This is a genomic window from Arthrobacter sp. 01T419 (assembly GCF_056398865.1).
In genome coordinates, this window is sequence record NZ_JBFTQF010000001.1 from 118,660 (window position 1) to 142,755 (window position 24,096).

Annotated in this window: 33 protein-coding genes; 3 read left to right on the forward strand and 30 right to left on the reverse strand. The window is 66.5% G+C overall.

The genetic code is table 11. The features are described from left to right. Positions 1–35 precede the first annotated feature (35 nt). From AC1DLO_RS00520 to AC1DLO_RS00535, 4 genes are all read right to left on the reverse strand, one after another. A complete protein-coding gene (locus AC1DLO_RS00520) occupies positions 36–1,727 on the reverse strand; it encodes a hypothetical protein (RefSeq protein WP_476888398.1) in 1,692 nt (563 codons plus the stop codon). 103 nt (positions 1,728–1,830) lie between these two features. Continuing rightward, positions 1,831–3,075, reverse strand: coding sequence for an AAA family ATPase (locus AC1DLO_RS00525; protein ID WP_476888399.1), 1,245 nt, complete (start codon positions 3,073–3,075; stop codon positions 1,831–1,833). A 219-nt stretch (positions 3,076–3,294) separates the two neighbouring features. Continuing rightward, the gene (locus tag AC1DLO_RS00530; protein WP_476888400.1) at positions 3,295–4,326 is read right to left on the reverse strand and encodes a hypothetical protein; all 1,032 of its coding nucleotides are present in this window, start codon (positions 4,324–4,326) and stop codon (positions 3,295–3,297) included. A gap of 137 nt (positions 4,327–4,463) precedes the next feature. Next, a complete protein-coding gene (locus tag AC1DLO_RS00535; protein ID WP_476888401.1) occupies positions 4,464–5,420 on the reverse strand; it encodes a hypothetical protein in 957 nt (318 codons plus the stop codon). Positions 5,421–5,591: 171 nt separating this feature from the next. Here AC1DLO_RS00535 and AC1DLO_RS00540 point away from each other — a divergent pair, with 171 nt between their 5' ends. Beyond that, positions 5,592–6,149, forward strand: coding sequence for a LysM peptidoglycan-binding domain-containing protein (locus AC1DLO_RS00540; protein WP_197521577.1), 558 nt, complete (start codon positions 5,592–5,594; stop codon positions 6,147–6,149). A gap of 70 nt (positions 6,150–6,219) precedes the next feature. Here AC1DLO_RS00540 and AC1DLO_RS00545 read toward each other — a convergent pair whose 3' ends face one another. The 7 genes from AC1DLO_RS00545 to AC1DLO_RS00575 form a co-directional block, all read right to left on the reverse strand. Beyond that, positions 6,220–6,561: a hypothetical protein gene (locus AC1DLO_RS00545; protein WP_476888402.1), complete on the reverse strand. Its 342-nt coding sequence runs from the start codon at positions 6,559–6,561 to the stop codon at positions 6,220–6,222. Next, entirely contained in the window at positions 6,554–6,856 is a 303-nt protein-coding gene (locus AC1DLO_RS00550) for a hypothetical protein (protein WP_476888403.1), read from the reverse strand. Before AC1DLO_RS00550 ends, AC1DLO_RS00545 begins: the two co-directional genes overlap by 8 nt. A gap of 217 nt (positions 6,857–7,073) precedes the next feature. Further along, positions 7,074–7,601 (reverse strand): hypothetical protein, encoded by a 528-nt coding sequence (locus AC1DLO_RS00555; RefSeq protein WP_476888404.1) that lies wholly within the window; start codon positions 7,599–7,601, stop codon positions 7,074–7,076. 167 nt (positions 7,602–7,768) lie between these two features. Continuing rightward, positions 7,769–8,176 (reverse strand): hypothetical protein, encoded by a 408-nt coding sequence (locus AC1DLO_RS00560; RefSeq protein WP_142938874.1) that lies wholly within the window; start codon positions 8,174–8,176, stop codon positions 7,769–7,771. Between the two features lie 140 nt (positions 8,177–8,316). Beyond that, complete coding sequence (locus AC1DLO_RS00565) at positions 8,317–8,955, reverse strand: hypothetical protein (RefSeq protein WP_476888405.1); 639 nt, start codon at positions 8,953–8,955, stop codon at positions 8,317–8,319. Next, entirely contained in the window at positions 8,952–10,073 is a 1,122-nt protein-coding gene (locus tag AC1DLO_RS00570) for a hypothetical protein (protein WP_476888406.1), read from the reverse strand. The genes AC1DLO_RS00565 and AC1DLO_RS00570 overlap by 4 nt, the downstream gene beginning before the upstream one ends. Then, the gene (locus AC1DLO_RS00575; protein ID WP_476888407.1) at positions 10,073–10,630 is read right to left on the reverse strand and encodes a hypothetical protein; all 558 of its coding nucleotides are present in this window, start codon (positions 10,628–10,630) and stop codon (positions 10,073–10,075) included. Before AC1DLO_RS00575 ends, AC1DLO_RS00570 begins: the two co-directional genes overlap by 1 nt. A gap of 265 nt (positions 10,631–10,895) precedes the next feature. Here AC1DLO_RS00575 and AC1DLO_RS00580 point away from each other — a divergent pair, with 265 nt between their 5' ends. Both AC1DLO_RS00580 and AC1DLO_RS00585 read left to right on the forward strand, forming a co-directional pair. Further along, positions 10,896–11,444: an SDR family oxidoreductase gene (locus tag AC1DLO_RS00580; RefSeq protein ID WP_476888408.1), complete on the forward strand. Its 549-nt coding sequence runs from the start codon at positions 10,896–10,898 to the stop codon at positions 11,442–11,444. A 2-nt stretch (positions 11,445–11,446) separates the two neighbouring features. Next, positions 11,447–12,532 (forward strand): hypothetical protein, encoded by a 1,086-nt coding sequence (locus AC1DLO_RS00585; RefSeq protein ID WP_142938871.1) that lies wholly within the window; start codon positions 11,447–11,449, stop codon positions 12,530–12,532. Here AC1DLO_RS00585 and AC1DLO_RS00590 read toward each other — a convergent pair. The 19 genes from AC1DLO_RS00590 to AC1DLO_RS00680 form a co-directional block, all read right to left on the reverse strand. Then, positions 12,529–13,218, reverse strand: a complete 690-nt coding sequence (locus tag AC1DLO_RS00590) for a class I SAM-dependent methyltransferase (RefSeq protein WP_476888409.1) — start codon at positions 13,216–13,218, stop codon at positions 12,529–12,531. The two genes, AC1DLO_RS00585 and AC1DLO_RS00590, sit on opposite strands and share 4 nt — an antisense overlap. A gap of 160 nt (positions 13,219–13,378) precedes the next feature. After that, positions 13,379–13,726: a hypothetical protein gene (locus AC1DLO_RS00595; protein ID WP_133830752.1), complete on the reverse strand. Its 348-nt coding sequence runs from the start codon at positions 13,724–13,726 to the stop codon at positions 13,379–13,381. 28 nt (positions 13,727–13,754) lie between these two features. Beyond that, positions 13,755–14,123 carry a hypothetical protein gene (locus AC1DLO_RS00600; RefSeq protein ID WP_476914375.1) on the reverse strand — a complete coding sequence of 123 codons (369 nt, stop codon included), beginning with the start codon at positions 14,121–14,123 and terminating at the stop codon, positions 13,755–13,757. Positions 14,124–14,225: 102 nt separating this feature from the next. Next, positions 14,226–15,527 (reverse strand): replication-associated recombination protein A, encoded by a 1,302-nt coding sequence (locus tag AC1DLO_RS00605; RefSeq protein ID WP_476888410.1) that lies wholly within the window; start codon positions 15,525–15,527, stop codon positions 14,226–14,228. Between the two features lie 3 nt (positions 15,528–15,530). Beyond that, entirely contained in the window at positions 15,531–15,983 is a 453-nt protein-coding gene (locus tag AC1DLO_RS00610; RefSeq protein WP_476888411.1) for a hypothetical protein, read from the reverse strand. 29 nt (positions 15,984–16,012) lie between these two features. Next, positions 16,013–16,327 carry a hypothetical protein gene (locus tag AC1DLO_RS00615; protein ID WP_142938868.1) on the reverse strand — a complete coding sequence of 105 codons (315 nt, stop codon included), beginning with the start codon at positions 16,325–16,327 and terminating at the stop codon, positions 16,013–16,015. Positions 16,328–16,356: 29 nt separating this feature from the next. Further along, positions 16,357–16,767: a WhiB family transcriptional regulator gene (locus AC1DLO_RS00620; protein WP_142133561.1), complete on the reverse strand. Its 411-nt coding sequence runs from the start codon at positions 16,765–16,767 to the stop codon at positions 16,357–16,359. A gap of 202 nt (positions 16,768–16,969) precedes the next feature. Further along, entirely contained in the window at positions 16,970–17,314 is a 345-nt protein-coding gene (locus tag AC1DLO_RS00625) for a hypothetical protein (RefSeq protein WP_476888412.1), read from the reverse strand. Further along, positions 17,311–17,841 carry a hypothetical protein gene (locus AC1DLO_RS00630; protein WP_156783997.1) on the reverse strand — a complete coding sequence of 177 codons (531 nt, stop codon included), beginning with the start codon at positions 17,839–17,841 and terminating at the stop codon, positions 17,311–17,313. Before AC1DLO_RS00630 ends, AC1DLO_RS00625 begins: the two co-directional genes overlap by 4 nt. After that, the gene (locus AC1DLO_RS00635; RefSeq protein ID WP_476888413.1) at positions 17,796–18,137 is read right to left on the reverse strand and encodes a glutaredoxin family protein; all 342 of its coding nucleotides are present in this window, start codon (positions 18,135–18,137) and stop codon (positions 17,796–17,798) included. The genes AC1DLO_RS00630 and AC1DLO_RS00635 overlap by 46 nt, the downstream gene beginning before the upstream one ends. Positions 18,138–18,196: 59 nt before the next feature. Then, positions 18,197–18,727, reverse strand: a complete 531-nt coding sequence (locus tag AC1DLO_RS00640) for a hypothetical protein (RefSeq protein WP_476888414.1) — start codon at positions 18,725–18,727, stop codon at positions 18,197–18,199. 146 nt (positions 18,728–18,873) lie between these two features. Continuing rightward, a complete protein-coding gene (locus tag AC1DLO_RS00645; protein WP_277798881.1) occupies positions 18,874–19,143 on the reverse strand; it encodes a hypothetical protein in 270 nt (89 codons plus the stop codon). After that, entirely contained in the window at positions 19,140–19,340 is a 201-nt protein-coding gene (locus tag AC1DLO_RS00650; protein ID WP_056387535.1) for a hypothetical protein, read from the reverse strand. The genes AC1DLO_RS00645 and AC1DLO_RS00650 overlap by 4 nt, the downstream gene beginning before the upstream one ends. Next, positions 19,337–19,654: a hypothetical protein gene (locus AC1DLO_RS00655; protein ID WP_476888415.1), complete on the reverse strand. Its 318-nt coding sequence runs from the start codon at positions 19,652–19,654 to the stop codon at positions 19,337–19,339. The genes AC1DLO_RS00650 and AC1DLO_RS00655 overlap by 4 nt, the downstream gene beginning before the upstream one ends. Before the next feature lie 104 nt (positions 19,655–19,758). After that, entirely contained in the window at positions 19,759–20,277 is a 519-nt protein-coding gene (locus AC1DLO_RS00660; protein WP_476888416.1) for a hypothetical protein, read from the reverse strand. Between the two features lie 89 nt (positions 20,278–20,366). Beyond that, complete coding sequence (locus AC1DLO_RS00665; RefSeq protein ID WP_476888417.1) at positions 20,367–20,612, reverse strand: hypothetical protein; 246 nt, start codon at positions 20,610–20,612, stop codon at positions 20,367–20,369. Positions 20,613–20,661: 49 nt separating this feature from the next. Then, positions 20,662–20,835, reverse strand: a complete 174-nt coding sequence (locus tag AC1DLO_RS00670) for a hypothetical protein (protein ID WP_476888418.1) — start codon at positions 20,833–20,835, stop codon at positions 20,662–20,664. 202 nt (positions 20,836–21,037) lie between these two features. Continuing rightward, positions 21,038–22,114: an HD domain-containing protein gene (locus AC1DLO_RS00675; protein WP_476888419.1), complete on the reverse strand. Its 1,077-nt coding sequence runs from the start codon at positions 22,112–22,114 to the stop codon at positions 21,038–21,040. A gap of 97 nt (positions 22,115–22,211) precedes the next feature. After that, positions 22,212–24,080 carry an SNF2-related protein gene (locus AC1DLO_RS00680; protein ID WP_476888420.1) on the reverse strand — a complete coding sequence of 623 codons (1,869 nt, stop codon included), beginning with the start codon at positions 24,078–24,080 and terminating at the stop codon, positions 22,212–22,214. Between the last annotated feature and the right edge of the window lie 16 nt (positions 24,081–24,096).

The following is a 24,096-nucleotide window of genomic DNA, read 5'->3' on the forward strand; positions in this document are numbered from 1 at the left end:
CCGGTCGGCGTCTCCTCCATGGCTGGAGGGGAGGGTCAGAGGACCATGCCCAGCAGCTTCTGCCGGATGCTCGGGTCGATGTGCTGCATGCCGTTTGCGTACGCCTCGGCGGAGCGGACCATGTACTTCCAGTCCATGGCCGAGCACGGGGCGTAGTAGAGGTTCGCCGGGTGCTCCTCGCGCCTGGACGGCGGAGGCCACTCGAAGTCGGTGATCATCAGCGACAGCTGGCGCTTGCGCTTCGGCGAGGCGTTGATGTAGTCCCAGATCTGCTTGAACTCCGTGCCGCCGGTGACCTTGGGCACTTTCCGGAACTCATTCCAGATCTGCCGCGTCGACTTGTTCTCTACTTTCAGCAACGTTTCCTGGGAGAGGATGTGGCTGAACGAGTTGAAATACAGGTTGACGTTGAGCTTCTTGGCGATCTTGATCAGCATCAGCACCGCCTCCTGGTAGTTCTCCTCGGAGATCGAACCGGAGGTGTCGATGTAGATGTGCAGGTCTGGCATGTACTGCACCGAGGTGATCCGGCCGGGCTTGTTGAAGTCGTCCGGGTTGCGTCGGTTGGCCTTGAGGAAGGTCGTCTTCGTGGTCCGGTAGATGTTTTGCGACTTGTTGACCTTGCCCATGCGCTTGAGCACCCGGGTGATGTCCTTGAACAGGTCCAGCTTCGTGGGCGGGGCCTTGCGGAACTTTACCTGGGCCGAACGCGAGCCGGGCTGGCCCGGCTGCTGCCGTGCGCCCATGGCGGCAGCCCTGGCAGCTGCCCGCGGGAGCGAGGTCAGCTTGGACAGAGCGGCGTTGGAGACGACTTTCACGGGCGAGGCGAGGGACTGGTTGATGAGGTTCCACTCCCCCGTTACCTTCGTGGCGGTGGCGCGGGCGTGGGCCTCGACGTTGACCAGGACCACCGACCGCGGGCAGAACAGCTCCCCAACGGTAAACGGCATGATGCCGGTGTCGAGGGCGGCCGCGCCTGTTGAGGCGGCCTTGCGCTGCTGGTCGACGTAGGTCATCAGCATGCGGATGACCAGCCGGGCGAAGGAGAACTCGTCGTTGCCGTCGGAGTCGTCCTTGCGCAGAAGCAGCGACTCGGTCAGCCCCTTCAGCGAGAGGTTGGCGAAGTCGTTGAGCAGCCGGAGGGTGTCTGCGGGCATGGCGTTCGCGCCGGCCATCGCCTGCACCTGCTGGTTCAGCCAGATCTTGAAGCCGTCGAAGGCGGCAGAGGACTGGAACCAGAAGCCGAGGGTGTTCGGGTGGTAGGTGTAGGCGACGGAGGCGAAGAAGGCGCTTTCGTCGGCGGAGCCGGCGAGCAGGCCCTTGGCCGCGGGGATGACATCGTTCTGGGCTGAGTACAGGACCCGGGCTGACGGCGCGGGCCACTTGTTTTGCTGCCCGGCCTGGACGGCGAACAGCTCACCCACCGGCAGGGGCGTGCCCTGGTCATAGCTGACCAGGGTCTGTCCGAGCAGCTCCTTGGCGTTCTTTTCTGCGGCCGGGTCCATCGTTTCGCCGAGGCAGCGCATGACGATGTCCAGGACGTCGCCGGTGATGTCGTGGCCCGAGCCGTCGACGATGCTGGCCGGAGCGCTGGGGTTCAGCGGCTCCAGCAGCGGGTCGACCAGGACCTTCTGGATGGCCGGCATGGGGTCGTAGTCGCCCGTGCACGAGATCGTGTGCAGGGCGTCGAGCACCGCCGGCTTCTGGTTCGTGACGGTGATCGTCATCGTGGTCTCCTATTGCAGTCTGAGGCGACGGGTGTCGTGGGGTGGCGGGGAACGCTCCGGAACGGAGCCGGTGGCATCCCCCGCCGCCCGGTGCCGGGTCGGCTCAGAGGAAGGCCGACAGGGACGGCTTGACCGCGGCCACGATCGGCGAGTCGACCTCGAGGAACGCCTCCAGGTTCTGCCGGTCGAACTGCCCGGTGGTCACCAGCTCGAACAGGGTACGGGTGTGCTCCGGTTCGATCTGGACGGCCGCCTGGGCCAGCTGCTCGATGAGGCGGGAGTTGTCCTCCTTCTCCTTCATCGCGTAGAGCAGCGAGCCGGAGACCTCGTTCTGGGTCAGGCCCGAGATCTGCGCGGCGAGGTCGGTGACCGTGCCCGCGGACTTGAGGGTTGCGTAGCAATTCGGCTTGGGCACGTTGACGCGGTTGTGTGCCGGGCCGCCCGAGTTCGAGGCAAGGTCTTCGGCGATGACCGCCACGAGCTGGGTGGTGAACATGGTGTCGCCGGTGAATGCCTCGATGGCCTCGTTGAGCAGTGAGGTTTCGCGGCTGCCAATGTGGACCGGGGTCGCGAGGTGGCTCGCCAGTTCCTGGCGGTCGACCCTGTTCAGCCACCGTGAGAGGTGGTCGATGGTGCGCGGCGTGGTGAGCTGGTTCATCTCCTCGCCGCCGTCGAAGAGCTCGGCCATGGTGACGTTGCCGTCGTCATCGTCGTCGTCGCGGCCGTCGGCCACGATGGCGTTCGGCGTCGACTTCTGGAAGATGAGTCCGGGGTGCTGGGTGAGGACCTTCTTCACCCAGGGGTTCAGCGCGTCGCCGAGGACGGACATCAGGGTCGCTGCGTCGGGCTCGACGTGGAAGATCGCGAAGCGCGAGAGCGAGGCCTCATCGAGGGTCGTGACGTTGCCCTTGTCGTTGCCCGCCACGACGAGGCGGACGTTCTCCGGCAGTTCGATGTGGCCCATGCGTCGCAGGGTCACCAGGGTGAGCGCGCCGGAGGTCACGTCGGAGGTCGTGCGGTTGATCTCATCGAGGAAGAGGATCGGCCACTCGCGCGGATTCTCCAGCGCGTAGTCGATGCACTCCTGGATGACCTGGTGCGGGTAGAAAACCTGCTTGTAGGACTGTGTCCCGTCGCTCTTTTCGTAGGGCACCAGGCGCGCGCCGGTGAGGTCGGCCTTGTCGGCGAGCTGGTTGCAGGGCAGAACGAAGGCCTTGGTACCCATCGAGTAGGCGAGGGCCTCGACGAAGGAGGACTTGCCAATGCCGGGCTCGCCCATGAGCGCGGGCGTGGCCCCGACCTCGAGGGACTGCTGGATCAGGGTCGTCAGGGTGTCGTTGAACTTCATGGGAATGTCTTTCTGGTCGTGGGTGAGCTGTGAGCAGGTGAGACGGGAGACGGACCCACGGCAGGGCTGAGCGCCGTACGGGACATGTCGGAAGCAGGGCCACAAGGCCCGGTGACGGGGCGGTCGGGCTCAGAAGCCCACCGCCTCCCCATCCCCGATCGGGCTCCGCCCGATCCAGTCCTTGTTCCACCGCCAAACCGATGGGCAACCCCCGAAGGTTCACCCCGCCTCGGCGGAGGCTTCCCGTGCCGCCACCAGGGCAGCGGCACGGTCCAGCAGGAACGGCCTGCCGTTGCGCATCTGGGCGTGCTTGGGCCGAGGCTCGATCACCGCCAGCGAGGTCTTGTACAGCAGCCAGGCCTCGTCACCGGAGGAGAACTGCGCGCCGAAGGACCGGTAGGTGCGCAACGGCAGCTGCATGCCGGTGTAGAGGACACCCAGGACGGAGAACTCCCAGCGGGAGCGGTCGTTGTCGAAGTCCTCGGGCGTCTTCAGCCGGTCGCGGGAGCCGGCGAGTGTCTGCTCGACGATGGCCTCGGCGTACGGGATGTCGGGCATTTCGCCGTCGGTGCCGACGGCGGTCGAGGGGATGCTGATGCTTGGCTTGGCCTTGGCGGCGAGGTCTGCATACAGGTCCGCCACCGAAGAGAACCGGTCGGAGGCTGGTCGCGCCGCAACGTGTTCGACGATCCGCTGCGGCACCGGGTTGCGGGTGAACGTGCACCAATGGTCCAGGAGGATCTCGTACCAGCCGTGCTCCTCGCGCAGGACGCGCTTGTCAGCGGCGATCGGGAAGTCGTGGAGGTTGGCAGGCAGCGGGGCGACCAGGTGGAAGCCCCGGCCCGACATCGACAGCTCCGAGTACAGGATTCCGGGCACGCGCAGGATGTCTGCGGCCACGTCCGGCGGGCAACCGGGCTCGAGGTCGATCACGATCAGACCGTCGGAGGGGGCCTGCAGGTAGAAGGCAGCGTTCGCCGCGTTCGGCAGTGTGTCGGCCAGCTGGTCGAGGGTGAGCAGGCAGGTCGCGTCCAGGGCGAAAGCTCCGCGCAGGGGGCCTGCGTGGCGGCAGCCCGGATTGCAGCCGTCGAGCAGGTGCCGCACATCGATCGGTGCCTTGCGGCCGGAGTCCTCGTCGTCGAGCTCGCCGAGCCGGCCGGAGATGGTCCAGCGGCAGGCGGTCGCCAGGGCGCGAATCGCGGGGTTGTCATAGAAGCTGGGGAAGATCGCGCGGGGATCGACGGCGGTCACATCAATGCCTTCTTGTCGGGAGCGGATGAAAACAGGGCCGGGTTGCACTCTGGCCCTGAAAGACGAGACCCCCGTACGGCATGGATGCCTGCACGGGGGTCTCGTCTGGGGGTTCGGTCGGTCGGATCGGCCTTTGATCAGCCCTGGTAGGTGATTCCGGCCTGCTGGGCATCGCCGGAGCCGCCCCACGGGCCCTGGCCGGCAGGAGCACCCACGGCCGAACCCGCGTTCTTCAACTCGGCGTTCTCACGCTCGAGGCGGGCGAGCTTCTGCTCGGGCGTCTCCTGCTGCGGCTGCGCCGCGGGGACCGGGGCGGCAACCGGAGCCACGGCAGGGGCCGCCTGCGGAGTCACCGCGACCGGTTCGGTCAGGACCTGCGCGTGGGCCTGGGCGGGGACCGGACCCGCGACTGAAGCCGCGACGGCGGGCTGCGGGGCCGGGAAGGACAAGCCGTCCTCGACCTCGGTGGCGACCGGCTCCTCGCCGTTGCCGACGGCGGAGCCCGAGCCCGGCTGGGCCTGGACCGCGCGGGGCGGGGCATTGAAGACGATGCCGCGGGCCGCGAGCTCCCCGCTGGCGACGCCGCCGGCGTTGTAGTAGCGCGGGGTCTCGTGCACAATCACCTGGTCGAGCGACAGGCCGCGGTTGGCGAAGTTCTTCGGCTTGTAGACGCGGAGCACGAGCGTCACGTCCAGTCCCTGTGCCAGCTCCTGGCCGGAGGTGTCCTGGTCGTAGGTGCCATCACCCTTCTCGGACGGGATCGCGATGATCGGCAGGTTCGTGCCCTTGGAGTCGATCGAGTAGTTCGCGCCCGAGGCTGGGTTCTTCTTCGAGGTGTAGCGGCGCTCGGAGACGAACTGCTCCTCGACCGTGGGGTTCGCCGGGTCGGCGAACTGCACCTCGGCCTCGGTGATCGTCGCCGTGGTGTGCGGCTTGCCCACGGGGCTCATGCCGTTCTGGACCTTGCGCTGGTCGCTGGCGGCGAGGGCAGCGCCCTCGATGAGGCTGGTCAGCCGGGCGAAGGCGAGCTTGCCGCGGATGAAGACGCTGGTGCCCTCGGTGAGCTGGTTGGCGGAGATGGAGTAGTTGGCCATGGTGGTGGGTTCCTTCTGTTGAGTGATTCGGTGGTTCGTGGCGGCCCGTCGGACTGGTCTATGACTCGTCTATCCCTTCTCCTATTCTATCAAGATGCACTGGACTACGAGTAGAATGTGCATGAGGACTCGAATGGTCACAAATGGTGAGCTGGATAGAGAGGGACAGGGATGACGGATACGATGCACAGGCCCGAGGAGAAGGTCGCTGATGCGGCTCCCCCGGCCCGGGTGGCGGTGCAGCGGCGGGACCGGCTTGGGCCCCTGGGCTATGGCGGTGGACCGGTGCTGGCGGCCGGGATCATGGCCGGTGGCGCGCTGCTGTTCGCCGGCTGGGGCGCGACGCAGCTCCTCACTGCTGACCGGAGCCCGGCGAGCGATGCGGCGGCAGCTTCCCAGCACGAGGAGGGCACCGTGACGGTGACCTTGCCGGACCGGGACCGCAACGGGGTCCCGGACGCCTTCGAGGCCAAGGCCGGTAACGGCAACTCTGCGGACGGCCAGGGTTCGGGCACCTCGGCGTCGGGCAAGGGCGACGAGGACAAGCCGGCGCAGGTCCCCGAGCCGAAGCCACAGCCGCGGGTGTATGTGATCCAGTGGGGTGACACCCTCACGGAGATCTCGGCGGAGACCGGAGTGCCGATCGGGGCCCTGGTCGAGAAGAACCGGATCCAGGATCCGAATCTCATCTACGCCGGGGCCTCGCTGCTCATCCCGCCCACGGCGTGAGAGCAGGCCTGGGGCCCGGACTGCGCCGACCTTCAGCGCAGTCCGGGCCTCTTGCTGTGTCCGGAAACGGTCAGTCGGCGGGTCCTGCAAGCATCTGCTGCAGCGATCGCAGCCGCGCTAGCTCGGCCTGCATGCGGACGACGTCGTCCGGCGCGTAGTCCTGGGGGTAGTCGAGCTTGTACTCGGCGAGCAGCTCCATCTTGGCGGCGAGGAGGTCCGGCACGCCGAGTTCGTCGATCAGGGCCCGGGTGAAGGCCCGGAACGCGTCCTCGTGGGTGATCGCCGCGCCCTGGGCCCAGCCGAGGGCTGCGAGGGCGGACTCCCCGTCCTCATGGGTGAGGCCCCGGGAGGTGACGACAGCGGCTGCGGCCTTCTCGGTGAGGCTTGCCATCGTTCCGGTCGGGTCAGTCATCGGCACCGCCGCCTTGCCCTGCGGCGCTGTCGCCGGCCGGGGGCGACGGGGTCTGGATGCCCAGCCAGATCTGCATGGCCTCCAGGACATTCGAGACCCCGTCGCCTTCGTCGAGCGTGATCAGCTCCGTCCATCCCGACTGCGTGAGTGTCGAGACGGCGAACTCTTCCCTGGCCGCAGTCACCTGGTAGAGCCCGGAGCCGGCGACTTCGTAGATGGTCCGGCCGTGCCGGGCGGAGCCTTCGGCCCGTTCGTACTTGACGGGCAGCTGGGCTGCGCGGAGAGGGACGGTCATGGGCTACTCCTGTGGGTCGTGGCTCTCAAGAACAGACGATTCGGTAACGGTGGCCGCGCCGCGCACCGCGCGGCTGCGACCACCACGGAACGACCCCCGGGACCGGCGTGAGCCGGTCCACGGTCTTTTCCACCGGTTCCCCAGGGAAGCAAAAGACCCCGCCTCGGCCGAAGCCGGGCGGGGTCGATCGAGCGCCGGAAGAAGTGCTGCGCCGCGCTCAGGCGGCGTCGGTGTCGGCCTCACCGGGATCCTCGGCAGCGTCGTGCTTGTCAAACAGGAAACCCCGGGCCTGGCCGCTGGCCATCATGTCTCCGAGGTGCGCCAGGAGCACCGCGCGCTGCGTGGTCCGGCGGTCCTCCAGCGGGTCGTAGTCGCGCAGGGCATCCAGGTTGACCACCCAGCCGTTCTCGCGTTCGACGGCTTCCTCAAGTTCGGAGCCAGCGGCGACGGTCATACCGGTGAAGTCGTGGTCGAACTCGGGTGTGACGTCGAGCCGCTGTGTCGGGTCGTCGATGTAAAGCGTGTCGCCGAACAGCAGCCCGCCGGAGCGGTCGAAGGCGGCGAGAAAGACGCGGTCGGCGCGGGAGGTGTTCTCGACATGCACGGCGGCCACGGCGTCGTTGGCGAGAAAGTCCGTCTGGCTCAGACGGGCATAGGTGCGTGAGCGGGCTTCGTAGCACCACATGATCGACCGGGCCTCGTCGAATCCGCGGAACTCGTCGGAGGTGGGCTGCATATCGACCATCTGATGCTCCTTCACGGGCGTATCACCTTAGTCCGGCGGGACATCACGATGTACGGAATCGCCGGGCTGTGGTTCCCATCCTGCCACAGGAGTGGAAAAGATTCCACTCAAATACCAAACGCCGGCACGAGGAAGACTCCGCAGGGTGGTGGGACCCCGCGGCGGGATCAGTCTTGAGCGGAATCAGGGCTCTTGGGAGGGTCGTCGAGCTGCTCGCTCTTGCGCGCCAGTTCCACAATGGCCCGGATGCTGGCCAGTGCGCCGTCGCTGAGCCCGTGCACACGCAGGGCGATGGTGCGCTCCTGCGGGGTCAGCTCCTGCTCGGTGGCGCTGTCTGGCTCGTTCTCCTCCAGGAAGTAGGACAGGGGGACGTCGAAGGCGTCGGCCAGGGCTCGGAGGTGCTGCAGGCGGGGATTGTGGGCCTCCCCCTTGCGCAGTTGCTGCAGGTAGCTGAGCGACATCGAGGAGATGCCGCGCTGCTCCATTCTCTGGACGATTTCCTGCAGGGTGACGGGGCGACCGTGTGGTCCCGCCGTCTCCGCGAACAAGCGTTCTAGTCGCTGGGCGATGGTCACGGAGCTGGATCCTCCTCGTGATTTCAGACATGAAGTCATCGAGGCGAACGGTGCACGCGACGACACCTTCATACTAGTGGAAGATCTTCCAATGCGGTGGCATCGGCACATTTCCGGTTGCGCCGGAGCAGCGGGCAGTCCTAGCCGGCCGTGGGCATGTACGCACTGGCTCCGAGCATCACGGCGGCCGCCAGGCCGGATCCGAGTGTGAGCTCGAGGCGTGTGTGGTGCTTTAGCTTCAGCCGGGCGAAGGCGACCACGGGCAGCAGGGTTGGGAGGGCGAGCAGCCACCAGGGCGAGAGCAGCATCGCCGCGAGGACGACGAAGGAGGTGAAGCAGAACGCGTGCATGGAGACTTTCGGTCCCAGGAGGGTCACTCCCCCGGCAAGGACGAGCCCGGCAACCATCGTCGGCAGGATCCACAGCAGCGTGGGCGGTGCGTCCAGCAGCACCGCCGTTGCCATGCCTCCAAGCACAGACGCCACGCAGACCAGGAAGACCCACCAGCGTTGATCGCGCCGGGTGACGTGTCGGTCGGTGAGCTGCTCGCGCCGCACCGCGACATGGATGGTTGCTGTCGGGATCACTGCGCAGAAAGAGCCGATCAGGATGCCCCATCCGAGACCAACCCATGTATGCGGGTGGCCTGTGACGCCGCAGAGGACGCAGATGAGGAATACGGACACAGCGGGCGCGAACACGTCACTGAGGATCCGGGCGGCCCGGGTCGCAGGATCGCCGGCCGCGGGGATGCGGATTTTCGTTCCGTTCCCGGTCATCGCCCGTCCGTCCCATTCATGGCACTCATCGCCACTCGGATCTCGTAGAGGCTCTGCACAGAGGCGGCCAGGGTTTCGTCGGCTTTCAGCTTGAGCGTGCGGAGCCGGCTCAGGGCGAGTGTGAACCACCCGAGGCTGGGAACGGCGTTCTCGCCGCTGAGATGGCGCACCAGCCCCGCCGACAGGTGCGGATCCTCGGGGTGCTGCCTGTGCAGGGGTTCCAGTGCGGGGTCGTGGTCCTCGCGGATGAGTCTGAGCGCGTCGTGGGTTTCGATGGTGAGCCTCGAGAGCGTCATCAGCTGATCGAACCCCTGCCTGTCTTCGGGCGGAAGCTTTACGTCGGGATGAAGAGTGGTGGTCGTTCGCCACAGAGGTACGACGACCTCGTGCGCGAGGCGGAGCGCGAGCCTCATCTGCGTTTCTATGCTGATGCGGCGGATGACCCCTGTTGCGAGTCCCAGGAAGAAGAAGCTGACAACGGTGACGAGGAGTTGTGTCCTCAGTTCAGTTCCGCCGACGACCGGACTGCCAAAGAGGTCCAGGAGTGATGAGCCGATGAACAGGGCAGATCCGATGGCCCCCGTAAAGACGAATGCAACCGGAAGGCGGGCGGAGAAGGGTTGGTTCTTCTGCGTCATGGTCCGCCAACAGCCGACGGCAACTACGGCAGTGGCCGCGGCGAATGCAGAGAGGTACAGGAAGTTGTAGGAGATCAGCGCCCAGGCCTGGCCGCGGGCAAGGGCGGCGTCGATGTCGACCCGGTCGTAGATGGTGCCGTCGGCATGGACGGGGATGAACCACACCAGCACGGCCTCGCCCAGGGCGATGATCCCGGCGAAGAGGTAGATGAACCGGGTTGCACGTCGTGAAAGCGGAGTCGCGCGGAACGTGAGGATGAGCAGCGCCACGGATACCTGGGCGGTCAGGATGGCAAGGCGCTTGAGGAGGTCGACGGCAGGTCCGTCTAAGGGCGGCTCCACGCCACGGCAGACCGTGGCCACGAAGAGGGCGGCACAGGTGACCCTGAGAAGGTTAACCCGGCGTCGGCGTCCTTGATACAGGGCAGAGACGATGATGATCAGGCCCATGGTGATACCGACAATGATGATCTCAGTCATCAGATCTGCCCGTCCTCGTTTGATCCGGACAGGAAGGCGAGGACCTCGCTGCGTTCTTCCGATGGCCGCCGCTTCCGGTGCAGAGCATCCATCAGCCGCATGCCGGTGGTCTCGGCGCGCTTCTCCACCGGATCGTCGAACATGCTGCGCAGATGGGTGCAGTCGGTGTCGGCCCGGACGTCGCCGTGCAGGATATGGGCGAACTCGTGGAGGATTGTCTGCTCAATGTTGAGGGGCGGGAGCTCAGGGTCGTAGAAGACGTGGGCCACTCGTCCGATCACAGTGGTGAGGCCGCTGACCTCATGATGGCGCATCTCATCCGGGATGGGCCGTATCACGATCTCGAGGCCGCAAGCTGAGGCGATGGCTTTCCCGAGTGCTTCGAGGCTCAACTCGTTCGGCCAGTCGAAGAGGTCGAGCTGAGCGGGCTTCGGGGTGCAGCTGGTGGGACCGACCTTGGCAGCGCCTTTGCGCATCAGTCGGGCGAACAGGGGGTGACGGGGCTGGCCGTTCCGAGGCGTATTGGCGGTCGCAGCGGATGGAATGAAGGCAGGCATCAGCGTTCCTCAAAATAGCGAGAAGAGCGGACACCGCCTGTCGTTTGTCAACGAAGGGGTACAGGTCCAGTAAAGTTCCGTGTCACAACTTTACAACCTGGGAGGGTAAGAAAAAAATGAGCGACATGGGGAGAACTGCCCTGGTGATCGGTGCAACCCGTGGGATCGGGGCGGCCACGGCTCGAGCCCTGCTCTCCGCCGGCTACCGGACGGCGGGTACGCATCGTACCGGGGGGACCGTGCCCGAGGGGGTGCCCCCCTCGAGATGGATGTGCGTGACGGTAATTCGATCGCAGCTGGCGTCAAGGCGGCTGCCGCCGACCTAGGTGGTCTGGATGTGCTCGTCGTCGCAGCAGGGATCACCCGCGACAAGCTGCTCATGCGGATGAGCGAGGAGGACCTGAGCGAGGTCATGCAGGTCAATGCGATCGGGCCGATGCTGGCCTGCAAGGCGGCCCTGGGGCCGATGCTGCGGCAGCGTGGCGGATCGATCGTGCTGGTTTCATCCATGTCCGTGAAGTACGGCGTTGTCGGCCAGTGCAATTACACTGCATCCAAGGGGGCATTGGAAGCGTTTGCACGATCGATGGCCAGGGAGTACGCAGCCCGGAACATCCGGGTGAACGTTGTTGCTCCCGGCGCAACTGATACGGACATGATGGCTGATGTTGCTGAGGAGGCACGGATGGCAATGCTGGAAGGAATCCCGCTGGGTCGGTTCGGGACGGCAGATGAAGTCGCTTCGGCGATCATTCACACCGCGGAGAATACCTACATGTCGGGGGCCACTGTGCAGGTCTCAGGCGGTATTTGATCATGCAGGTCCAGCTGGATGTAGGTTCCTGGGGCCTTTTCTGCGGAAGCGACGGCAAGCAGCTGGTTCTGGTGGACGATAAGCCCTGTGGTCCGGTCTCCGCTCGGAAGCCCACGCGTGCAATTCCCAGGCGTCTTCTACTTGATGAGAACCGCATCGCCCAGGTGATGCGCAGTGGCAATGTAATTTCCGAGACAGTCCCCCATGCGGACGAGCAGTGGGCAGTTGAGGTACGGCCCGTCTTCTCTCCACGTACCTCCACGGTGATCGGTGTCCTCGCCGGCGTGGCCAAAGCGGCTGATCCGCTTCCGGAACCACCGCTGGTCGGTGGCTGGGAATGGGAGATCGAGCGTGACGCCGACGGTCAACCAACACTGCGCCGGCGCACGTACTGGGACCGGAACCTGTTTCGTATCTATAACGTCGACACAAGCGTCGCCCAGCAGCGCAGTGGCTATTGGGAAGCCGGGGAATGGGCGAGCGAGCTCATCGACCAGTCCGACCGGATGCGCGTGAACAGCCTCATCCGCGACGGCATCCAGGACGGGCTGATGGGCGTAACGGGCAAGGTCCGGTGCCTGACCTACAACATCGTCACAGGTTACGGCACGGCTTCACAGGACCGTCGGCACATGCGCCTGGTCGGCGTGATTCCGCCGATCGAGCCCGATCACGACAAGATCTATCTGCAGGGCTTCAGTTACGAGGCCCCGGAGACTTTTCACGATATGGCCTTCGAGCAAGACGCCAATGCGGGGCGGGTGGACGACGTGCTTCGCGGAGTCATGGCCCTGGCCAAGGAACCGATGGCCGTCGTCGACTCTGCAACGCTGGATGTTCTTATGACGTCGCCATCGTGGCGTCGGGAAGACTTCGGGTATGTCGGCGGCCTTGGTGAATTTGCCATTGACGCTTCAGGTGAGTTGCACAGGTTCATCGCGGCTGCGGCGAGGGATACCGCTCGTTCTCAATCGATGGGTCTGGCGCTTCGCCGGGTCGACGGTTCCGTGCAGAATGTGCGCATCACCGCCACCGGAGTCAGGTCTGGGGCTGAAGGGCGGGATGCAGTCATCAGGCTCGACTTTTAGTCGAGTCCACCTGCCCCGCCGTTTCGCAACGGGTTTCGTGCACTGAACACCGCCACGGTACCGATGACGTCGACCTTCACTTGGTCGAAGCTTCGCCGCAGTGCAGCCTCAAGTCCTGCGGCGTCGTCTTCGCCGTTGTGAAAGATGCCCAGGCGGTTGTACAGGGCCATGAAGCCGCGGCCGATGAGGTTGTGGCTCACGCCACTGCCCAGGATGGTACTGCCGAACAGCACACCGTCAGCAGCGAGCCGCTCCCCTAGGTGTTTGAAAGCTACGCCCTTGTCCGCCCAGGAGCCGGGAACGCAGTGGAAGACGTAGTTCGCCGCGATGGAATCGAATTGGCCGAGAGCCTCGGGGATCGGTTCGAGGACGTTCGCGGTCACACCTCTGGTGCTTACGTGGGTGTGGGCGAGTCTGGACGCTGCGTGCTCCACGCTGTTTTCGTTGAGGTCCATGAGTGTGATCTCAGCAGATTCGGGGAGGTCGGCATTGGCGAGGTACCAACCAGTGCCGGGACCGACATCGAGATGGCGGGTGCCGATGCAACGGTTGTACTGGTCTAGCATGAGCTGGCTGGGGCATCGCCAGGCCAGCGAATTGGAGAACTTCACGACGAGCAGGTCGTAGAAGCCCAGCACCGGCTTGCTGTAGATACCTGCGCCGCGGCGCACTTCCTGGTCGTTCATGTGATCGGAGCCTATCGGTCGAGGTCGGCGAAGTGAGGGTGAGCAGGGTGGTTTCACGAAGGAGCAAGGACGGCTGTGCTGGGGTCCGTGTCCACTGGGCAGCTCTGAGATTGCATCCTAGTGGAAGTAGTTCCACTGGTGAAGTCGGGCCGGTGCGGCGTCAGCCGAAGACCAGCTCGCCGTAGCAAGCGGTCTGAAGGATGATGTCAAGGTCTTGGACGCAGCCGAATCCGAGCTGTTCGGACTCGATGGCGGCAGAGCAGCAGAGGTGGTACCCCTTCTGCTTGGCCTTTCGAAAGGCTTCCTTGATTTGGGCGGCCGACAGCTCGTAGTCCTTGGTTTTGGACTCGTCATCAGACTCTGGATCGTCAAGTGTGATGCTCACGTGCAAGCCGTCCTCTGTCAGCTTGCTCCCGTGGTACCAGGGAAGCGCGCCACCGAAGTAGAACTCTTCGACGTCCTGCAGGACTGAAGCTGCTGATTGGGTGAAGATACCGGTGTTGGTCATGTTTCCATTCCTTCGCGATTCCGTGCGATCAGGGCAAAATGACTTCGCGGGAGGCGAGGTCGGAGAGAACGGCCGGATCCGGGACCCATGCATCGACGCTGTCCTCCTCACAGAGGGCATCGATCAAAGGGTGGCCTTCCAGCGCGCTGCGGGCTTCTGTGGGAGATGCGAAGACGACAGCTGTGCGGGGATGGAACTCCCGGTCGATGAGCACGTAGCCTAGTTCGCCGGGCTCGCGGCGCTGCATGCGCAGCAGGTCGAGATGCAACCGTGCCTGCGCTTCGACGGCGGCGACGTCGATACCAAGATCTGCTGAGAGTCGGTCGTCCACAGTCCTGGGCTTGTCGGACTCCGGGGTCTGCCTCGCGCGTTCAGTGTTGTCGTTGATCATGCTCATCCCGTCTCGTAGGTCTTGTGGAAGCCGACGACTTTGCTGGTGATTTTCCATGCAGCGACGATCCAGGATGATGCGGTCACGGTTCTACCTCTGGTCCGCGATCTAGTCGAGGGGGTTCCTGTCCTCCACGGTCATCTGATCGATCGCAGCCAACCGTCTGGCGATGGTTTGTTCGAAGCCATTGCCGGTAGGACGGTAATACTGTGTGCCGCGGACGGCATCGGGTAGATATTGCTGCAAGACAACTCCGTGTTCGAAGTCGTGAGGGTAGAAGTAGCCTTCTCCGTGCCCGAGGCCCTTCGCGCCCGGGTAGTGCGCGTCGCGCAGGTGCACTGGCACGCTCCCGGTCCGGCCGCGCCGGACGTCTTCCAGCGCTTGGTCGATGCCGCGGATGACGGCCGGCGACTTGGGGGCCGTGGCGATTGCGACCGTTGCCTGAGCGAGGTTGAGCCGCGCCTCGGGCATACCGATCAGCTGGACTGCCTGGGCGGCGGCCACTGCGATGCCCAGCACCGAGGGGTCGGCCATGCCGACGTCCTCGGAGGCGTGCACCACCAAGCGCCGTGCGATGAACCTCGGGTCCTCCCCCGCCTCGATCATCCGGGCCAGCCAGTGCAGGGCCGCATCCGGGTCGCTGCCTCTCATGCTCTTGATGAATGCGCTGACGACGTCGTAGTGCTGGTCGCCATCGCGGTCGTAACGCTGCAGCGCAGCGCCGGTGACCTGCTCCAGCACCTCGCGGTCGACGACGCTCTTGCCTGCGGCCTGCGCAGTTGCGACAGCGGTCTCCAGCCGGTTCAGTGCCTGGCGGACGTCGCCGCTGGACAGCCCTGCAATGATCTGCAACGCGGGGTCGGCGAACCCGATCCCGGTGGCTGAGAGGACCGGGTCCTCCTCTAGGGCACGCGAGAGCAGGGTCACGACCTCGCCGTCCTCCACAGGGCGTAGGACCAGCAGGATTGAGCGCGAGACCAGTGCCGAGTTGACCGAGAAGCTCGGGTTCTCGGTGGTCGCGCCGATGAGCGAGATGACCCCGGCCTCCACGGCGGGCAGGAGGACGTCCTGCTGCGCCTTGGAGAAGCGGTGGATCTCGTCAATGAAAACGAGCGTCTGGAGGTCGTCGTCGAGGGCCTTCTGGGCTCCGGCGAGCGCTTTGCGGACATCGGCTACGCCGGCGCTGGTCGCAGAGAGCTCGACGAAGCGGCGGCTGGTTTGGCGGGCGATCACCGAGGCGATGGTGGTCTTGCCGACGCCGGGCGGACCCCAGAGCAGGACCGAGGTCGCACCCTCGCCCTGGGCGAGCAGCTCGAGCGGCGAGCCGGGAAAGACCAGGTGCTCCTGGCCCACGATCTGGTCGAGGGAGGTGGGCCGCATGCGGGCGGCCAGGGGTTGGATGGCACTCATGGTCTACTCCTTGTTTGGTTCGAGGCGGGCGATCTCGGCCTCGACCCGGGCTTCTTCGCTCTGTGCCGCGGCGGTGCGCGCCCTGGCCTCGGCGAGCCGGGCACGCGCCTCGCGCAGCGCCTGCGCGTCCGACATGGCCTCGACGGCGTGGATCGCTTCGAGCACCGGTGCGGCTGCGTACGAGGGCACCCGGACGCTGATCTGCAAGTAGAAGTCGTCACCGTCAGATGCGTGACCGACGCTGGGCGGCCGGCCGAACGCTGTCGTGCACTCCTCGTTCTTGCGCGTGTGGATCCGGCCGGCGAAGACCTGGGCGGCGGTCACGCTGCAGTCCGCGACGGCGGCGTGGATGGCCCGGAGCACCGGCTCGACGAGCTGGGTGTCGGTGCGCTGCTGTGGATTGACGGTCGGCAGAAGTCCGGTGTCGAGGTGGCTGTCTTCGATGCGGGGGTGCATGGTTGCTCCTTTTGCGGCGGGGGTGGCCATCAGCTCTCGATGCGCGTGAACGGGCCGGAGTTGTGGACGAACAAGGCGATGATCGGCGCGTACCGGGCGTCGCGGTGTACGCCGCCGGCGTCGGTCCAGCCGCCTTGGGCGTCGAGCGTCCAGCGGTCGCCCGTTGCGTCGAAGTACTCTCCCGGCTCGGCCGGGAGCCGATGCTGTTTCACCATCCGGTGGAGCTTGCGGTCAATGGCGGCGCGTTTCCTGGCCGGCATGGGCGCGCCTGTAGTCCGTTCAGGGGGATAGGCGTCCCCGGGCAGCAGGTTCTGCTGCCTGAAGCGGCGCGGGAACAGTGGCATGGCGGTCCTTCCAATTGACGGTGCTGCGCTCAGGCGGAGACGGCGTCCTCCCGCTCCTTGTGCCGGGCGAGCACCCGGTAGACGGTGCGGTCGGTGACCTCGGCCATGTCGGCGATGGTCCGGGGGTCGATCCCTCTGCCGGCCATCGCGACGATGAGGGTGTCGCGTTCCTGCTTTTGCGCCTGGGCGGCGCTACGGTGTGCCACCGGTGAAGTCTTGATAAGGCGGTCGCGTTCGGCGGTGCTGAGTCCGCCCCAGATGCCGAAGCGCTCGTCGGCGCTCAACGCGTAATCCAGGCACTGTGCGCGCACCCCGCACTGGGCACAGACCTTCTTGGCGTCGGTGGTGTTGCCGCCCTTCTCCGGGAAGAACGCGTCGGGGTCTGTTTCTGCGCACAGGGCATCCCTGCGCCACTTCTCGTCGGGGTCCTCACCGCTCATGACGGTGCGGCCGGGAGGCGGGTGTTCTGCTGTGCGTGCACCGTGGCTCCTCCTAGAAGTTGTCGTGCGTGTGTCGGTACTTCGTTCTCGGGGTGTGCGGGCACAGAGCCCCGGAGGATCCCATTCCTCCGGGGCTCTGTGCGCGAGGCTTCCGTCCTGTACTCCGGGGCGGCTGCGCCGCGCGCTGCTCCCGCTGTTCCTTTTAGTCACTGAAAAGGTGCGCGAAGTGTTCGTCGCTGAGGTCAATCTCGACACGCTGGCCCTCACGAGAGACCGTGAAGACGCAGCCCTCGTCAGCACTGGGCTGCCATGGTCCGCGCTGGAAGACCTCCCGCCAGACCTTGCTGGCGGCCTCAGCGGGCGATGCAGCATCCTGGTCGATCGTCCATCCGACGAGGTACTCCTCGCTGCCGGTGCCCTCAAACGGGTCGAGCTGATCCCGGGGGAAGACCTGGTCGAGCGCACGCTCGAAGTCTTCCCGGGTGGTGTCGCCGCCGGACACAGCTCCGCGGACGAGGTCGGCAAGGCTGTCGATGTTCAGGCTCATGGGGTTGCTCCCTGGGTTTTGGTTCGGGTGGGGTCTGCTGCGACCAGCGCGGCGATGAGCTCGAGGTCGTCTCCGGTGTCGGGGTCGATGAGGGTCCCGGCGGATCCGATGTCGGCCAGCGGCTGCTCGTGCGTCTTGCCTGCCGTGTCCCGATAGACGAGCGTCACGCCGGACAGGTCCACGGCCGTGGTGCTTACCGGGGAGGACTCGGAGGCCTCGAACGCCGGCCGGATCGCCTCGATGAGCGCGATGAGGTGCTGTACCTCTGCTTTCCGTTCGAGCAGCGCCTTGCGCTGGAGTGCGCGCTGCTCGAACCGGGCCAGGTGCGCGTCGCAGCAGGTGTCGGTCTTGTCGGGTTCGTCCTTGGGATAGGACAGCAGGTAGTGGTCCGTCTCGACGGATTTGTCGACGAGCGTATCGAGCAGGATGTCGGCCTGCCGGGCGGTGATGCTGAGGCCGAGGCGCTGCTGCGCCGCTGCCATCAGGACGCCGCCTTCCGGTCCTCCGGGACGATGCCCTTGGTGCACAGCCGGACGAGGGCGGTGAGCATGTCCTGGCGGTGCCCGCCCCAGTGGACGGTGCGGCCGGAGGCCAGCTTGACGACGATCACGGGTGCCTGGGCATATCCGAGGTCTTCGGTGATGTGGCGGTGGTTTTCATCGCCCTGCTCGATGTCGATTTTGGTGTACTGCATCGCGGGCTGCTGCCGATCGAACAGGCTCTTGGCCTTGTCGCAGTTGGGGCACTCCGCCGGCCCGTAGATGGTGACTTTCGGCGCGGTGTGGGCGGTCCGGGGCAGGTCGCCGATCGTGGTGGGGGTCATGGGACTTGGTTTCCTTCTCTTCCCTGCTGGGGGTCGTTGTGGTGTGGAGGCCCTGGCTCTCAGACGTCGGGCTCCAGGTCAAACAGCCCGGGCTGGGCCACACGCTCGCGCAGCTGCCGGGCGGGTTCCTCGCCGAGGCGCTCGACGGCCTTGTCCAGGTCGCGGTAGGCCTCGGACTCGCCGAGTCCACCCATGGCCTCGATCTGGAAGTACAGCTCGGCGAGCTCCCGCTCGCTCAGGCGGTGGCCGAGCACCTCGGGGGCAGCGAGGTCGGTGTACGAGGCGCTGTAGCCCAGCTCCCAGTCGGACTCGGTCTGCTGCTCGGCTGTAAAGGCCACGAGGATGCCGTGGTCGGGCACGAGCGCGCCGACGAGCAGGTCCGCCAGCTGGTCCGGTGTCGGGCTCCACGGCTGCGCCTGCTGGAGGACTGCGCGGACCTTGGTCCGCAGCACTGAGTCGGCGTACAGCCCGGGCTTCCCGCACGGGCAGGTGCCCGCGAGGGGGCCGCGATCGATGGGCACCCAGAGCCCTTTGTCGTGCTCGAGGTGTTGGTCGGCGTCGTGCCGGGCGATGGCTGCTGGTGTCGACATGACCGTGCTGTGCTGCCAGCTGCACCCGATGCACGCCATGCCGTCTGCGCGCTGCTGGCCGTAGACGTAGACCTCGTGCTTGCCGGCGTGCTTGGCGCGCTTGCCGTCCGGCGTCGCGTCGACCCACCAGTCGGGCAGGGGCGCGTTCACGGCTCCACGTCCTTGGCTGTGCTGTGCATCTCGGCGAGATGGGCGATGGTGCGCCGGCGGAGCCCGTCGTAAAGCGCCCAGAAGGCGTCGTCGCGCGCGGCGAGCTCGTGTATCCAGCTGTTGATCTGTCCGTCCGGGAGCGCTGCGATCTCCGCCGCCTGCTCCGGATCGAGGCCGTGGGCCTCCGGGGCCTCCCGCAGCTCGGCGCGCAGTGACTCTGCGTCGAGCGCGATTCCGGTTGCGGGCCCTCGGTTGTTGTCGGTCATGGGTGGTCTCCTCGGTGTCGCTGCTGGTCGCGGATCGCCTGTCGCTCCCGCTCGCGGCGGGTGCCCTTGCGGGGCTTGGGGGTGTGCCGCTGCGTCGCACTGGACTTGCGGAGTTCCCGCATCCAGTGCGCCTGTTCGGGATTCGCCGACGGCCGGAAGCCCTCGGTGGAGTAGTGCTGCCTGCGCTTTCGGCTCATGGGTTCTTCTCCTCCGCCACGCGGGCGATGTGGCGGGCGCAGCTAGCCGCCCACGTGCGGGCATCGGCGGTCTGCGCGGCGGCCACCGCCTTCGCGGCGCGGTCGGCGTCGATGGGCAGCCGATGCCGGATGAGCAGCGCCAGGGTGACGTCGAGCATCACGGTGCGCTCGTGGTCGCTCAGCTCCGTCTGCTCGGAGTGCTCGTGCACCCCATGGCGTTCGTGCAGGGCACGGTCCGCCCGCGAATCGAGCAGGGTCTGCTCGATCTCAGGGACGAGCTCTTCTGCGGTGGTCGTGGTGGTCTGGGGCGTCATGCGGTTCTTTCCGCCGGGCCGCTTGGCCCGGGATCGAGGAGCCCCGTCGCGCCGCCGTCCCACGGGGACCCGGCCGCGGCGAGGCTGCGGTCGTGTGGTCTGGGTCAGTCCTTCGAGCCGTCGCGGAACTGGAGGTACTCCCGCAGGGTCGGCGCGTCCGCGCTGGGAAGCGAGATCCGGTCGAGGGCTCCGTACAGGTCCTCGTCTCCGATCAGCTCGCCCTCGTGGGCGACGACGGCTTGCGCCAGGCGGACCAGCAGGACCTTCATCTCCTCGGCGCGCTCCTCGTCGGCGGTCCCCAGGCGCTTGATGTCGATGAGGCGCTTCTCGCAGAGGCTCTTGAGGTAGAGCGCGCCCTTGCGCCACTCGAGGAACTCGATCAGCTGTGTGCTGTGATCCAGCGGGGACAGCCGCCAGATCTCGGCGTCCTCCTGGCGGAATGAGAGCTGCTGGTCGATGCTTGAGGCGGTGGTCTTCAGCCAGTGCTCGGTTTGGTTGAGGCCGGCCGGCGTGGTGGTGACCTCGGCCCAGACTGCGTCATCGCGCAGGCAGCTGCGCATCACGGCGTCGAGCGGGTCCTGCAGACGTGGAGGTGCGGGGCGGGCGGTGGTCGTCATGGTCATGGCGGATGTCCTCGTCGGTCGTGTCGTTGATGGTCTGCGGAGCGTCGGCCCCGACAGCGCGCCCGTGGCGCTGGTTGTGGAATTAGGTCTCAGTTCCTGGTGCCGAAGCGCAGGTCGGGCCAGATGGGCTCGACCGAGACGCGCAGCAGCTGGATACGGGGGTCGCGGTCCTTGGCGCGTTTCCAGGCGCGGCGAACGGCTGCGGCCTTGTTCCGCGCCTTCTTCTGGTCGTCGAACGGCCCAATCAGGTGCGAGTAGGTCTGGGGGCTGGCGGACTTCAGGCTCTCGGCCTGCATCATCACCACGACGCCGTAGCCGTTGGCCTCCTCGGCCACCAGGTCCTCCCAGGAATCGTAGGTGCGTTCGGTCTGCGTGCTGTACCCTTCATGGCGAGACCTCCTGGTCGTCGTGACGGATGTCGATGGGCCGCTCCCAGAGCGGCGTCCCGTCCTCGCCGGTCTCGGCCGAGAACTCGAGGCGGACCTCCGGCTGGTCTATGTGTGCGCCGAAGTCCGACCAGCCCGCAGGCGGGAGCCGGTAGATGGGCTGCTCAGCCATGGGACTCGCTCCTTCTCGTTGTGGTGTCGTGGCAATGAGGGGGGACCGGGCCGGGACCCGACCCCCGACATCACTGCCCCGGCACCCGGGTCGGCCCTGCCGACCCCGACGCTGTGCCCTCAGGTGACCAGCACCCGCAGGGTGCCGGTCACCGGTCGGTCATGAACCAGCTGCGATGCGTTCCGTCCCGGTCATCCTGGTCTCAGCCATGGGGCTGTTCTCCTGCGTTTCCGGGTTGGGTCTGCCGACGTTCGGCGGCCCAGGGGAGGCGGGAGTCCTGGTCAGCGGAGCACCAGAGCCCGCCAAGCGAGGCGCTGCGGTGGGTGTGGGGCAGGTGGTCCTCCCGGTCTCCGCACAGCCCGACGGGCAGACCGGCCGGGTCTCCAGTCAGCTCGGCGAAGCGCAGGCGGTACTCGAGCTCGGCAGCATCCGGGCTCCAGGCCTGGATCTCGATCCCGAAGGGCTGACCTGGAACCTCCCAGTCCCCCGCCGGCTCGCCCAGCAGCGCCGCGCGCTCGTCGAGCAGGATCCGCGAGTCGGCGTGCTTCACCTCGGCGGGCATGGCGGGGTCGATGTTGAACTTCTGGGCGATGGCGACCATGACACCGTCCTCGACGGCCCGGTACTCCGGCATGTGAAGCTTCAGCGGGCGGACCATGTCGCCCACGTATGCCTCTGTCGCGTCGTGCAGCAACGCCCAGAGCGCATGCTCCGGGGCGACGAGTCGCGAGAGCAGTACGCAGTGCTCGGCGACGGACATGAACCGGCGGACGTGGCCGTTGTAGCGGCACTGCATGGACAGCGCGTGTGCGATGTCGGCGATGTCCACGTCCTCGGGCCGCGGGTCCAGCGGGTAGAACCGGCGACCCGTGTAGGTCTGCATCCAGTTGCCGCGCGGGACTACGGTCGTGGCGGGCCGGGCTCCGGCTGTGGCCATCCCTGCCCCGTGATGGCGAGTGACGCTCCTTGTCCTCCGGGCGGGGTCGAAGCTGGCCGGCAGCTCGCGGTCGAAGAGGTCCTCGAGCAGCGCGACGTCGGGGTCGACGGGTTCGTGCTCTGCGCTCTGGAGCCAGAGCACGCCGTAGCGTTCCCTGGTCTCGCGCAGCACGACGTCGTGCAGGCCGTCGTCAGTGTTGTCGATCGTGTAGTCCGTGTTCGGCCCGAGGGCCGGTGCGCGCAGCGGCTTCGTTCCGGGCCGCGCCTGCATGGCTTCCCTGGCCTCGGCGGTGAAGCGCACGCGCGCTCCGTCGGGCCAGGCCTGGTGCTTCGGGTCATTCATGGATCGGTCCTCCTCGGGCCGGGTGGCACTGGGTCGGGGTGGTGCGCCGCGGAGCGCCGGCGTGTGGCTGGCGCTCCGCGGCGTCGGAATGGGTTGGTCAGACCCGTTCGGAGACCCACAGGTCGTTGAGGTCGTCCTGGATCTCCTCCTCGAGGGCGACGAGGATCGCCTCCTCGCCGGACACAGCCGAGATGAGGTCGTCCTGGACCTGCTGCTTCTCTGCCAGGACTCCGGGCATCCGCTCGTCCTGAGTGCCCTTGGTGATAATCCGGTGGATCAACACGGGCTTGGTCTGCCCCGTGCGGTAGAGACGGCCGTTGGTCTGCAGGTAGTGCTCGAGCGAGAACGGCAGCGTGTACCAGATCATCGTCGAGCCGCCGTCCTGCAGGTTCAGGCCGTGGCCGGCCGCCGCGGGGTGCAGCAGCATCACCTGGATCTGCTTGGCGTTCCACCGGCGGACCATCTCCCGCGAGCCGTCAAAGACCTGCGCGTCGATGCCCGCCTTCTTGAAGCGCGCCATCAGCTGCTCCAGGTCAGAGCGGAAGTGGTACGCGACCAGCACGGGGTCTCCCCCGCTGTTGCGCACCAGGTACTCGGCCATTTCGAGCTTCTTGTCGTGGATAACCTCGTACTGGCCCTTGGTCGCCGGGTCCTCCGGGTCGGCCGTGTAGAGCGTCCCCGAGGCGAACTGCATCAGTTTGCTGGTGAGGACCGCCTGGTTCTCGGCGACGATCGACTCAACGCTCTGGGTGAGCTTGCCGTCCTCGTCCTGGTAGGTCTTCACGACGTCGAGCACGAGGTCGCGCCTGAACTCCTTGTAGGCCTGCATGAGGTCCGGCGGGAGGGTGACGTTGGCGTCCTGGATCGTCAGGCCCGGCAGGTTGAGGTTGGTGTTCTGCGCGCTCATCACCAGGTGCCTGATGGCCTCATGGATCTCGGCCTCGGCTTTCGGGGTCGGGATCCACTTCGCCGGGGTGGTGGTGCCAGGCACCATCTTCGGGATGAACCACCGGTTGCGGAACTCCGTGATGGTCCGGCCCAGGGCCTCGCCCTGGTCGAGCAGGTAGATCTGGCTCCACAGGTCGTGCAGCCCGTTCGGGCTCGGCGTGCCGGTCAGCTCGATGAGGCGCGTGATGGCCGGGCGGACCGCCTTCAAGGCCTTGAACCGGGCGCTGCTGTGGGATTTGAAGCCCTGCGACTCGTCGATGATCACCGTCTGAAACGGCCAGATGAGGGTGTCCTGTCCGTTGATGGACTGGATCGGCATCTGGTCGACCAGGCCGTAGCGGCACTGCGCGCAGCCGTCGCCGCCGCAGCTGCGACAGTCGTGGCACTCGCGCTCCAGCGCGCCGCGGGTGACGAGCTCGCTGATCGCCTCCTTGACCGCGGTCTTGGTGGGGGCTTTGGTTCCGGACTGCCCGGCAGCCAGCTGCAGGAGGTGTCCGATCAGCTGCTCCTGGGCCATTGGTCCGATCGTCTCGATGAGCCCGCGCAGCCGCACGGCCTCCGGTGAGATCCCGGCGGCGATGGCATCGCCGGTGGGGTCGCCGGTCAGCTGGAGCAGACGCGCACCCTGGGAGGGCTGGGTCAGCAACTCCTGGTTGACGAAGTACATCGTCGGCGGGTCGGAGAAGACTTCCCGAAAGCGTTCCAGTCGCTTCTCCTTGGGCAGCTTCCGGTCGTTCTCGTTGACGATGAGCGACTTGGTTCGGATCGGGAATCCCCATTTGTCGATCTCGTCTAGCCAGGTCGAGCGAGCGATCGCGATCGGTGCGACGACGAGGATGTGGCCCATCGGCCGGACTGTCTGCAGGACGCTGAGGGTCGAAAGCGTCTTCCCGGCTCCGACACCAAGCCAGGCTCCGGCGAAGGGGCGGCTGACGAGGAAGTCGTGGATCTGCTGCTGGTAGGGCTTGAGCACGATGGGCGCGGGTGACGGCTGCGGTGGTGCGATGGTCGTGGTCATGGTGTGCGGCCTCCTC

What these genes read in the sequence shown, in the direction of transcription:
- AC1DLO_RS00520 (WP_476888398.1), bottom strand. Translation starts at nt 1,727, where the DNA reads ATGACGATCACCGTCACGAACCAGAAGCCGGCGGTGCTCGACGCCCTG.
- AC1DLO_RS00525 (WP_476888399.1), bottom strand. Translation starts at nt 3,075, where the DNA reads ATGAAGTTCAACGACACCCTGACGACCCTGATCCAGCAGTCCCTCGAG.
- AC1DLO_RS00535 (WP_476888401.1), bottom strand. Translation starts at nt 5,420, where the DNA reads ATGGCCAACTACTCCATCTCCGCCAACCAGCTCACCGAGGGCACCAGC.
- AC1DLO_RS00540 (WP_197521577.1), top strand. Translation starts at nt 5,592, where the DNA reads ATGACGGATACGATGCACAGGCCCGAGGAGAAGGTCGCTGATGCGGCT.
- AC1DLO_RS00545 (WP_476888402.1), bottom strand. Translation starts at nt 6,561, where the DNA reads ATGACTGACCCGACCGGAACGATGGCAAGCCTCACCGAGAAGGCCGCA.
- AC1DLO_RS00550 (WP_476888403.1), bottom strand. Translation starts at nt 6,856, where the DNA reads ATGACCGTCCCTCTCCGCGCAGCCCAGCTGCCCGTCAAGTACGAACGG.
- AC1DLO_RS00555 (WP_476888404.1), bottom strand. Translation starts at nt 7,601, where the DNA reads ATGGTCGATATGCAGCCCACCTCCGACGAGTTCCGCGGATTCGACGAG.
- AC1DLO_RS00565 (WP_476888405.1), bottom strand. Translation starts at nt 8,955, where the DNA reads ATGACCGGGAACGGAACGAAAATCCGCATCCCCGCGGCCGGCGATCCT.
- AC1DLO_RS00570 (WP_476888406.1), bottom strand. Translation starts at nt 10,073, where the DNA reads ATGACTGAGATCATCATTGTCGGTATCACCATGGGCCTGATCATCATC.
- AC1DLO_RS00575 (WP_476888407.1), bottom strand. Translation starts at nt 10,630, where the DNA reads ATGCCTGCCTTCATTCCATCCGCTGCGACCGCCAATACGCCTCGGAAC.
- AC1DLO_RS00580 (WP_476888408.1), top strand. Translation starts at nt 10,896, where the DNA reads ATGGATGTGCGTGACGGTAATTCGATCGCAGCTGGCGTCAAGGCGGCT.
- AC1DLO_RS00585 (WP_142938871.1), top strand. Translation starts at nt 11,447, where the DNA reads ATGCAGGTCCAGCTGGATGTAGGTTCCTGGGGCCTTTTCTGCGGAAGC.
- AC1DLO_RS00590 (WP_476888409.1), bottom strand. Translation starts at nt 13,218, where the DNA reads ATGAACGACCAGGAAGTGCGCCGCGGCGCAGGTATCTACAGCAAGCCG.
- AC1DLO_RS00595 (WP_133830752.1), bottom strand. Translation starts at nt 13,726, where the DNA reads ATGACCAACACCGGTATCTTCACCCAATCAGCAGCTTCAGTCCTGCAG.
- AC1DLO_RS00600 (WP_476914375.1), bottom strand. Translation starts at nt 14,123, where the DNA reads ATGAGCATGATCAACGACAACACTGAACGCGCGAGGCAGACCCCGGAG.
- AC1DLO_RS00605 (WP_476888410.1), bottom strand. Translation starts at nt 15,527, where the DNA reads ATGAGTGCCATCCAACCCCTGGCCGCCCGCATGCGGCCCACCTCCCTC.
- AC1DLO_RS00610 (WP_476888411.1), bottom strand. Translation starts at nt 15,983, where the DNA reads ATGCACCCCCGCATCGAAGACAGCCACCTCGACACCGGACTTCTGCCG.
- AC1DLO_RS00615 (WP_142938868.1), bottom strand. Translation starts at nt 16,327, where the DNA reads ATGCCACTGTTCCCGCGCCGCTTCAGGCAGCAGAACCTGCTGCCCGGG.
- AC1DLO_RS00620 (WP_142133561.1), bottom strand. Translation starts at nt 16,767, where the DNA reads ATGAGCGGTGAGGACCCCGACGAGAAGTGGCGCAGGGATGCCCTGTGC.
- AC1DLO_RS00625 (WP_476888412.1), bottom strand. Translation starts at nt 17,314, where the DNA reads ATGAGCCTGAACATCGACAGCCTTGCCGACCTCGTCCGCGGAGCTGTG.
- AC1DLO_RS00635 (WP_476888413.1), bottom strand. Translation starts at nt 18,137, where the DNA reads ATGACCCCCACCACGATCGGCGACCTGCCCCGGACCGCCCACACCGCG.
- AC1DLO_RS00640 (WP_476888414.1), bottom strand. Translation starts at nt 18,727, where the DNA reads ATGTCGACACCAGCAGCCATCGCCCGGCACGACGCCGACCAACACCTC.
- AC1DLO_RS00645 (WP_277798881.1), bottom strand. Translation starts at nt 19,143, where the DNA reads ATGACCGACAACAACCGAGGGCCCGCAACCGGAATCGCGCTCGACGCA.
- AC1DLO_RS00650 (WP_056387535.1), bottom strand. Translation starts at nt 19,340, where the DNA reads ATGAGCCGAAAGCGCAGGCAGCACTACTCCACCGAGGGCTTCCGGCCG.
- AC1DLO_RS00655 (WP_476888415.1), bottom strand. Translation starts at nt 19,654, where the DNA reads ATGACGCCCCAGACCACCACGACCACCGCAGAAGAGCTCGTCCCTGAG.
- AC1DLO_RS00660 (WP_476888416.1), bottom strand. Translation starts at nt 20,277, where the DNA reads ATGACCATGACGACCACCGCCCGCCCCGCACCTCCACGTCTGCAGGAC.
- AC1DLO_RS00670 (WP_476888418.1), bottom strand. Translation starts at nt 20,835, where the DNA reads ATGGCTGAGCAGCCCATCTACCGGCTCCCGCCTGCGGGCTGGTCGGAC.
- AC1DLO_RS00675 (WP_476888419.1), bottom strand. Translation starts at nt 22,114, where the DNA reads ATGAATGACCCGAAGCACCAGGCCTGGCCCGACGGAGCGCGCGTGCGC.
- AC1DLO_RS00680 (WP_476888420.1), bottom strand. Translation starts at nt 24,080, where the DNA reads ATGACCACGACCATCGCACCACCGCAGCCGTCACCCGCGCCCATCGTG.